The organism is Bacillus sp. AFS001701, assembly GCF_002559405.1.
In the GTDB taxonomy this organism is placed as follows: Bacteria; Bacillota; Bacilli; order Bacillales; family Bacillaceae_G; genus Gottfriedia.
Genome location: NZ_NTZO01000336.1, coordinates 1 through 7695, shown reverse-complemented (window position 1 = coordinate 7695; position 7695 = coordinate 1). Strand labels below are relative to the sequence as shown.

Genomic DNA, 7695 nt, shown 5'->3' with positions numbered 1-7695 from the left:
TAATCTGCCTCCCTATATATATATAACAATTTTATAATTTGATGTTTTGGCAAAATATATACTTAGATTTTTTTAATTTTATTAGTTTTTAATCTTATAGTAGACTTGTCCTGAGTTTTACTACTTCTTTCGATCGAAAAAGAGACGCACTTTTATGTGAATAACGCTAATTAGATAAAAAAATTGATTTATATCTAAATTAGTGGCAAACTAACTATAAGACTTAAGAGAGAATTATAGGTGTAATTATGATTGAAATTAAAACTTCTACGTTGAGTGACGGTGAATTTAATCGAGGTGTCTTTGCAACACGTGATATTGCAAAAGGTGAACTGATACACGAGGCGCCAGTTATTTCTTACCCGAACGAGGAACATGAGCATATCGAGAAAACTTTATTAGCAGACTATGCATTTGAATATGGTATTAATCATTCAGCTATTCTTCTAGGATACGGAATGCTATTCAACCATTCTTATGATGCAAATGCAACTTACGATATTAACTTTGATAATCACACATTTGATTTTTTCGCTTACAAAGACATTAAAGCTGGCGAAGAAATTTTGATTAATTATAATGGTGAAGTAGATAATATGGATCCACTTTGGTTTAATAAAGATTATGAAGAAGTTATGAGCAAACAAAAAGAAGAAGAAGAAGAAGAAGAAAAAGAAACCAATTAATTCAATTGAATTAGTTGGTTTCTTTTTTATTTTTAAAGATTAATGGCACCATAAATTAACGCACCAAGTACTACAAAAGCTGGATGAATTTTAAATTTTTCCATTAAGAAAAATGTACAAACTGCAATAAAAATAACTTGGAATGCTCCAATATCATGAAACGAATCAGAAAAAGATTGAAATGTAAGTAGACCTAAAAGGACAACAATTGTCGGCTTTACATATGCTGTCATTCTTTTTACTCGTATTGAGTCACGATTTTTATAAAGTAATCCAATTAATAGAATCATTAGTAATAAAGAAGGAATTACCGTTGCAATGACTGCTATAAAGGAACCAAAGATTCCTCCAATTTTGTATCCAATATATCCAGCCATTTTAGTTGCGATAGGCCCTGGTAAGGCATTCCCCATTGCAAATGCTTCATGAAACTCCTGTTGAGTTAACCAATGGTTTTGTGTAACAACATCATTTTGAATTAATGGGATTGTAGCCGGCCCCCCACCATATCCTAAAAGATTCGTTATAAGAAATGAAAGAAATAATTTCCAATATATCATTCGTTTGTACTCCCCTTCCTCGTCTTATGGTCATTTGAGGAAGTTGCTTTTACTGGCTGGAAGATTGCAAATATTAGTAAACCACCAATTATAATCGCTGGGTGTATGTGTAAAAATTGAATTAGAAACAAACCGACAACTAAATGAATTAATATTGTTAGTGCTTTCAATCCTTTTTTTGAACTTTGATAAAATTGCCATGTTAATACACCTAACATTACCCCTACAACAGGTACAATTGATTCCTTCATCCCATTAACCCATTTAATATCTTTAAAAGACGATAATGATGTTAAAAGTATAATCATTAAAAGGATTGTCGGTAAGGTCGTTGCAATGATCGCATTAAGCATTCCGATTATGCCACCAATACGATAACCAATATAACCTGCTAATTTTGTATTGATTGGACCTGGGAGCATATTTCCTATAGCTAAAATTTCAGAAAACTCTTCGTCTTTCATCCATTTATACGTATCCACGACTTCTTTATATACTAGAGGAATTGTAGATGGTCCCCCACCATATCCTAAAATACTACTTCGAAAAAAAGCGATGAATATTTCTAATTGTTTCATTAAATCAATTCCTTTTCATATTTACCAACTTGCTATACAACCGTCCGTTCTTGATTCTGTACCACCCATTAAAACGCCAGAATCTTCTTTTCTCCAAATAATTTGGCCTCGCCCGAAACTTCCAGTATCCTTTACAACCTTAATTTCATGACCTTTAGCCTGTAACTCTTTTATAAACTCTTGAGGGAAACTAGGTTCGACTTCAATTCTTTTCCCTTCAATCCATTGCCATCTAGGAGCATCTAAGGCTTCTTGTGGATTTAAATGAAAATCGATGCTATTCATGATTACTTGAACATGGCCTTGAGGCTGCATATAACCACCCATTACACCGAATGGTCCAATTGCTTTATTATTTTTTGTTAAAAATGCCGGAATAATTGTATGATATGATTTTTTTCCACCGATTAAAGCGTTGGCATGTTTTTCATTTAAGCTAAAATCACAACCCCTATTTTGCAATCCAATCCCAGTTCCAGGAATTACTATACCTGACCCAAAACCCATATAATTACTTTGAATAAAGGAGACCATATTTCCATCTCCATCAGCTGTTGCTAAATAAACAGTGCCTCCACTAGGCGGTCGTCCAGGTAATGGTGTATGAGCAGTTTCCGTGATCCCTAAATAGCGTTCTTTTCCATATTGATCACTTAATAGACTCTCAACCGAAGTCTTCATAAACTTTCGATCTGTCACATATTCCTTTCCGCAAGCAAAAGCTAATTTCATTGCTTCAAATTGTTTATGATATGTAGTTACGTTCTCTTTGTCATCAAACTGATCATTTTTCAACATATTTAAAGCCATCAGTGCGACAATTCCTTGACCATTAGGTGGAATTTCCCACACATCATAGCCTCTGTAATTTATACTAATTGGATTTACCCATTCCGGTTTAAAAGACTCTAAATCTTCTTTTGTTAAAAAACCACCATATTGATTTGAAGAAGCAATAATTTTATCTGCAATTTCACCTTTATAAAAATCTTTTCCATTTGTTTCAGCTATTTTTTCTAAAGTTATTGCATGATCCAGTGACGACCAAATTTCTCCTACTTCAGGAGCTCTTCCATTTGGAGCAAACGTATCAAACCAAGCAACAAACTCCTCAGAGTTTAACTCCTTTTTGTATATTTCATAAGCCTTTTTCCAAAACTTACCTAATGTTGGTGAAATCGGAAAACCTTCACGAGCATATTCAATTGCCGGTTGTAGCACTTCCTTTAACGAAAGTCTCCCAAACCGATTCGATAATTCTACCCAAGCAGCCGGAGCACCAGGGACAGTTATTGGAATCCAACCATATTTAGGCATTTTTTCATACCCTAAATGTTTTAATTTTTCAATCGATATATTTTTAGGAGCTGGTCCACTTGAATCTAAACCGTATAACTTTTCGTTCATCCAAACTAATGCAAAAGCATCTCCACCTATACCGTTTGAAGTAGGCTCTACTACTGTAAGGCAAGCAGCTGTAGCGATTGCAGCATCTACTGCATTACCACCCTTTTTTAAAATATCTAGGCCCGCTTGTGCAGCCAACGGTTGGGAAGTAGCGACCATTCCATTTCTAGCATACACCACATTACGATGTGAAGAATAAACGTGTTCATTCGCTTTCATTTTTGTAAACATACACTTTCCTCCTTGGCTGTTGGCAATAGTTATATTAGATAACAAAATAACTTAATCTTTAAATTCGACAATATTTTAGTATTCCCCTACTTAACTATCAATCTAAATAAAAGAATTTGGTAGAATGTATGTCTAATTCAACTAATAGTCTTAAAAATTGGTTATATACATTAGATGCTTGTCCATTTCAACAAAAGGCTACTTTGAATAGATTATCATTAGGAGGGATTAGTTTAATGTTGAAACTTTATTTAGATCCAGGGCATGGTGGCTCTGATTCAGGTGCAGTAGGTAATGGATTAAAGGAAAAAGACCTAACTTTGGATATCGCATTAAGAATAAGAGATTTATTAAATAACTATAATGACGTTGAGGTTAGAATGAGCAGATCTACCGACACGGATCGTTCTTTATCTGAACGTACGAACGATGCAAACTCATGGGGTGCCAGCTACTTTTTATCTGTTCATATCAATTCATTTAATACATCAGCGTCTGGTTATGAGGATTATATACATGATAGTTTGTCAGATACGTCTACTTCAGCCCAATACAGAAACGATTTACATCCTGAAATCGTTAAACTTAATGGTCTAACTGATCGTGGTAAAAAGAAAGCTAATTTTCATGTATTACGTGAATCAAATATGCCAGCGATTTTGACTGAAAATGGTTTCATTGATAATGCAAGTGATGCTGCAAAACTAAAAGACCCAAATTGGCGACAAAAAGTAGCTCAAGGGCATGTAAATGGATTAGTAAAAGCATTTAATTTAACAGCTAAGACTAAGTCTGAAATGCATAGAGTAATCGTAGACGGTGTACAAGTTGGTGCATATCAAGATGATCAAAATGTACTGAATGCAGTAGAACAATACCTTCCAACAGCAACTAAAATTATTATTGAGAAAGTTTAAACGGTTATATAACTATTTGAAGACTGTCTAATAAATAGACCGTCTTTTTTTAGTTAAAAAACGAGGACAAAAAAAAAGGACCTTTAATTGAAAGCCCAGAAGTTGTTTACTCTGTAGATTTCAATATATCTAATATATTGTTTGAGTCAATTTTCTTTTTTTGTCTCCCCAAACTAATCACTTGTTCTCCATATTTATCTTGCAATTTATGTAGTGTTTCAAACAATGGTTCTTGTTTGGCATCCTTTTCAAAAGAAAATAGGTCCAATTGCTTTGATATTTCATCTTTTGGATTTAATTGTGATGCTGTTACTCCGATTAAACGTAATGGTTCTCCGTTCCAATTTCTTTTCCATAAATCAAATGCCTCTTTAAAGATATCATTAGCTTGTTGTACAGGTGTAGAAAGTTTTTTACTTCGATTAATAGTTTTTCGGTCACTAAATCGAAGTGTAATTGTCACAGTGTCAGCAACTAAACCCTTTTTAATTAATCGTTCAGCTACCCGTTTAGATAGAGCTTCAAATTTTTCTGCAATCATTGGTTCCTCAAAAACATCAAATGAAAATGTCGTTGATTGGCCAATTGTCTTATGTGAAAGCATACGACTCGGATCGACTTCTCTTTCATCTATTCCATTAGCCTTATTTCTTAAAGATTTACCGTTTACACCTAATAATTCTTGTACTTGTTTTTCATTACTTTTTGCCAAATCTTCTATTGTAATAATGCCAATTCCATTTAATTTTTCTTCAGTTTTCTTACCAACACCATGCATCTCTCCAACTTTTCTAGGCCATAAAATAGTAGGAACATCTCTCTTACGTAGAACAGTAATTCCAAGAGGTTTCTTCATATCTGAAGCTGTTTTCGCAAGAAATTTATTTGGACCAATACCGATACTGCATGGCATATCAAGATCTTCTAACAACATTGACTGGATCAATTCAGCTATTTTAATTGGATGACCTAGTTTTTCATCACAATCGGTTATATCAATATATCCTTCATCAATTGATGCCACTTCAATTTTAGGACTTATAGTACCTAATTTTTCAAATATTTGCCTTGAGACTTTTCGGTAAGCTTCAAAATTTGGAGTTTTCACAATCATCTCAGGACATTTTTTTCGCGCTTCCCATAATGGCATTGTTGCCCGAATTCCATAAGCTCGAGCTTCATAACTTGCAGTTACGATAATTCCCCTGCGCTCTTTTTCATTGCCGGCGACAACTACTGGTTTACCTTTTAATGATGGATCATTCGCTATTTCAACCGAAGCAAAAAATGAATTCATATCAACATGTAAAATGACTCTTCCGCTCTTTGGTGCCCATTGATTCATTGCTACACCTCCTATGCTAGTATAATATCATTTTTTTATATTTCCTATTAACGTGTATTAATGTTGAATATAGTTAAAACTGATAAAGTTAAAAAAATCTAAAACCAATATCTAATTATTATAAACGTTTTTGAATTAAAGGAGAAAAGCTATGCAAAGTAAAATTCAAAAAATATCAACGAATTTATGGTTTGATACTCAAGCCGAAGAAGCCGTAAATTATTACACTTCTATATTTAAGAATTCAAAAATCGAAAGAATCACACGATACGGTAAAGAAAGACATGACCCAAACAGTATGGAAGAAGGAACTGTTATGACGATCCAATTTAGCTTAGAAGGGCTAGATTTTGTTGCGTTAAACGGTGGACCTCACTTTATATTTACAGAAGCAATTTCATTCATCGTTCATTGTGACTCCCAAGAAGAAATAGATTATTATTGGGAAAAATTATCAAAGGATGGCGATAAAAATGCACAAGCATGTGGTTGGTTAAAAGATCAATTTGGCGTATCTTGGCAAATTGTTCCAACCATTTTACCTAAACTATTAAATGACTCCAATCTAGAAAAATCTGAACGAGTAATGAAAGCAGTTCTCCAAACTAAGAATAAAATCAATCTAAACAACTTAATTGAAGCATATGATGGAAACCCCTCTTCGAATTAGAATAGGGGTTTTAATAATAAATTACATTTCCCTAAGGTTCCTATTACTTCTCATTAAGTCCAAAAAGAGATAAAATAAACCTATCTAAATTGTATTTTTTGAAATTAATGGAGGTATTTTCTTTTGAGTAACGAAAATCAATCAATGTATGATTATATAGGGAAAGAAAAATTAGAAGAGCTCGTGGATACTTTTTATTCTTATGTTTCAAAGCATGAGAGGCTGTCACCAATATTTCCAGGTGACTGGGAGGAAACAGCACGTAAACAAAAGCTATTTTTAACACAGTTTTTAGGTGGACCACAATATTATAGTATGGAACGTGGTCATCCAAGAATGCGCGCGCGTCATTTGCCTTTTCCAATTACAATTGAATTAGCTCATGACTGGTTAGATTGTATGGGAAAAGCGATGGATGATGTCGATTTAGATGAAGAAATTAAAGAGCCATTATTACAGCATTTAAGAAATGTTGCGTACCATATGGTGAACCAAGAATAATCTTTAGGGGATATATTATGAGTGAGAGGTCAATTATTTTATTTGATGGTGAATGTATTTTATGCAATGGGGCTGTTCAATTTATTATTAAACATGACCAAAAAGGTTATTTTCATTTTGCAGCACTACAATCCACATTCGGAGAAAATCTTAAGAAGGATCACCCCGAACTTGGTTCAATAGATTCAATTATTCTTGTACAAAATGGAAAAATAAAAATTGAATCATCAGCTGCACTTTCTATTGCAAAAAATTTAAAAGGTTGGCCAAAATTTTTCTATGCCTTTATCATAATCCCATCAACAATACGTGACTATTTATATAGACTGATCGCAAGAAATCGTTTTAGATTCTTTGGAAAAAACGAATCGTGTATGATCCCATCAAAAGAAATTAGGGATAGATTTTATTTATAAAAGTCCTCTTCAATTGAAATAACCACAAGGTTAATATTTCCCCTTGTGGTTATTTTTTAGTACCCGAATTAACTTTTTATTAGAAATCTTGTTAAAGCAAGCCCTAAAAATCCCACACCCATTCCAATTAGCCAACCTGAATGTGGTTCATGTAATAAACTACCAATTCCTCCACCTAAAAACATACAGCCTACAAACACGATGCCCCCAATACCAGCGCCTCTTTTACTCAATATCTGACCATCCTCTCCAAATAAATATTTCCTATCTATTTGCGATTAGATATCTTTTTGTATTTCTTTATTTTTTATTTAACTTTTCCCTAAAAAATTCCAGTAATATTTTCCAATTTACATATTTATTAGAATTTTATTACTATTTAAC

10 protein-coding genes are annotated in these 7695 nt (G+C 33.2%); 5 read left to right on the top strand and 5 right to left on the bottom strand.

Annotated features, from left to right (window positions below):
* Nucleotides 1–248 precede the first annotated feature (248 nt).
* Nucleotides 249–686, top strand: a complete 438-nt coding sequence (locus CN514_RS19375) for an SET domain-containing protein (protein WP_098234006.1) — start codon at nucleotides 249–251, stop codon at nucleotides 684–686.
* Nucleotides 687–718: 32 nt separating this feature from the next.
* On the opposite strand, the gene CN514_RS19370 is transcribed toward CN514_RS19375, so the two are convergent.
* The 3 genes from CN514_RS19370 to ggt are packed head-to-tail and all read right to left on the bottom strand — an operon-like array spanning nucleotide 719 to nucleotide 3462.
* Nucleotides 719–1246, bottom strand: a complete 528-nt coding sequence (locus tag CN514_RS19370) for a chromate transporter (protein ID WP_098234005.1) — start codon at nucleotides 1244–1246, stop codon at nucleotides 719–721.
* The gene (locus CN514_RS19365) at nucleotides 1243–1824 is read right to left on the bottom strand and encodes a chromate transporter (protein ID WP_098234004.1); all 582 of its coding nucleotides are present in this window, start codon (nucleotides 1822–1824) and stop codon (nucleotides 1243–1245) included. Before CN514_RS19365 ends, CN514_RS19370 begins: the two co-directional genes overlap by 4 nt.
* A gap of 21 nt (nucleotides 1825–1845) precedes the next feature.
* A complete protein-coding gene (gene ggt / locus CN514_RS19360; RefSeq protein ID WP_435817605.1) occupies nucleotides 1846–3462 on the bottom strand; it encodes a gamma-glutamyltransferase in 1617 nt (538 codons plus the stop codon).
* A 236-nt stretch (nucleotides 3463–3698) separates the two neighbouring features.
* On the opposite strand from ggt, the gene CN514_RS19355 reads away from it, so the two are divergent.
* Nucleotides 3699–4379 carry an N-acetylmuramoyl-L-alanine amidase family protein gene (locus CN514_RS19355; RefSeq protein WP_176525980.1) on the top strand — a complete coding sequence of 227 codons (681 nt, stop codon included), beginning with the start codon at nucleotides 3699–3701 and terminating at the stop codon, nucleotides 4377–4379.
* A gap of 106 nt (nucleotides 4380–4485) precedes the next feature.
* Here the strand turns inward: CN514_RS19355 and CN514_RS19350 are convergent, their stop codons facing one another.
* The gene (locus CN514_RS19350) at nucleotides 4486–5724 is read right to left on the bottom strand and encodes a DNA polymerase IV (protein WP_098234003.1); all 1239 of its coding nucleotides are present in this window, start codon (nucleotides 5722–5724) and stop codon (nucleotides 4486–4488) included.
* Nucleotides 5725–5875: 151 nt separating this feature from the next.
* Here CN514_RS19350 and CN514_RS19345 point away from each other — a divergent pair, with 151 nt between their 5' ends.
* The 3 genes from CN514_RS19345 to CN514_RS19335 all read left to right on the top strand — a co-directional run bounded on the left by CN514_RS19345 (nucleotide 5876) and on the right by CN514_RS19335 (nucleotide 7311).
* On the top strand, nucleotides 5876–6394 hold the full coding sequence (locus CN514_RS19345) for a VOC family protein (protein ID WP_098234002.1): 519 nt from the start codon (nucleotides 5876–5878) through the stop codon (nucleotides 6392–6394).
* A 123-nt stretch (nucleotides 6395–6517) separates the two neighbouring features.
* A complete protein-coding gene (locus CN514_RS19340; RefSeq protein WP_025672250.1) occupies nucleotides 6518–6895 on the top strand; it encodes a globin domain-containing protein in 378 nt (125 codons plus the stop codon).
* 17 nt (nucleotides 6896–6912) lie between these two features.
* The gene (locus CN514_RS19335) at nucleotides 6913–7311 is read left to right on the top strand and encodes a thiol-disulfide oxidoreductase DCC family protein (protein WP_098234001.1); all 399 of its coding nucleotides are present in this window, start codon (nucleotides 6913–6915) and stop codon (nucleotides 7309–7311) included.
* 68 nt (nucleotides 7312–7379) lie between these two features.
* Here CN514_RS19335 and CN514_RS25845 read toward each other — a convergent pair whose 3' ends face one another.
* Complete coding sequence (locus CN514_RS25845; protein ID WP_176525979.1) at nucleotides 7380–7544, bottom strand: hypothetical protein; 165 nt, start codon at nucleotides 7542–7544, stop codon at nucleotides 7380–7382.
* Nucleotides 7545–7695: the final 151 nt, after the last annotated feature.

Coding starts and splice junctions, on each gene's coding strand:
- CN514_RS19365 (WP_098234004.1), bottom strand. CDS start 1,824: ATGAAACAATTAGAAATATTCATCGCTTTTTTTCGAAGTAGTATTTTA.
- CN514_RS19335 (WP_098234001.1), top strand. CDS start 6,913: ATGAGTGAGAGGTCAATTATTTTATTTGATGGTGAATGTATTTTATGC.
- CN514_RS19350 (WP_098234003.1), bottom strand. CDS start 5,724: ATGAATCAATGGGCACCAAAGAGCGGAAGAGTCATTTTACATGTTGAT.
- CN514_RS19345 (WP_098234002.1), top strand. CDS start 5,876: ATGCAAAGTAAAATTCAAAAAATATCAACGAATTTATGGTTTGATACT.
- CN514_RS19370 (WP_098234005.1), bottom strand. CDS start 1,246: ATGATATATTGGAAATTATTTCTTTCATTTCTTATAACGAATCTTTTA.
- CN514_RS19375 (WP_098234006.1), top strand. CDS start 249: ATGATTGAAATTAAAACTTCTACGTTGAGTGACGGTGAATTTAATCGA.
- CN514_RS19355 (WP_176525980.1), top strand. CDS start 3,699: ATGTTGAAACTTTATTTAGATCCAGGGCATGGTGGCTCTGATTCAGGT.
- ggt (WP_435817605.1), bottom strand. CDS start 3,462: ATGTTTACAAAAATGAAAGCGAATGAACACGTTTATTCTTCACATCGT.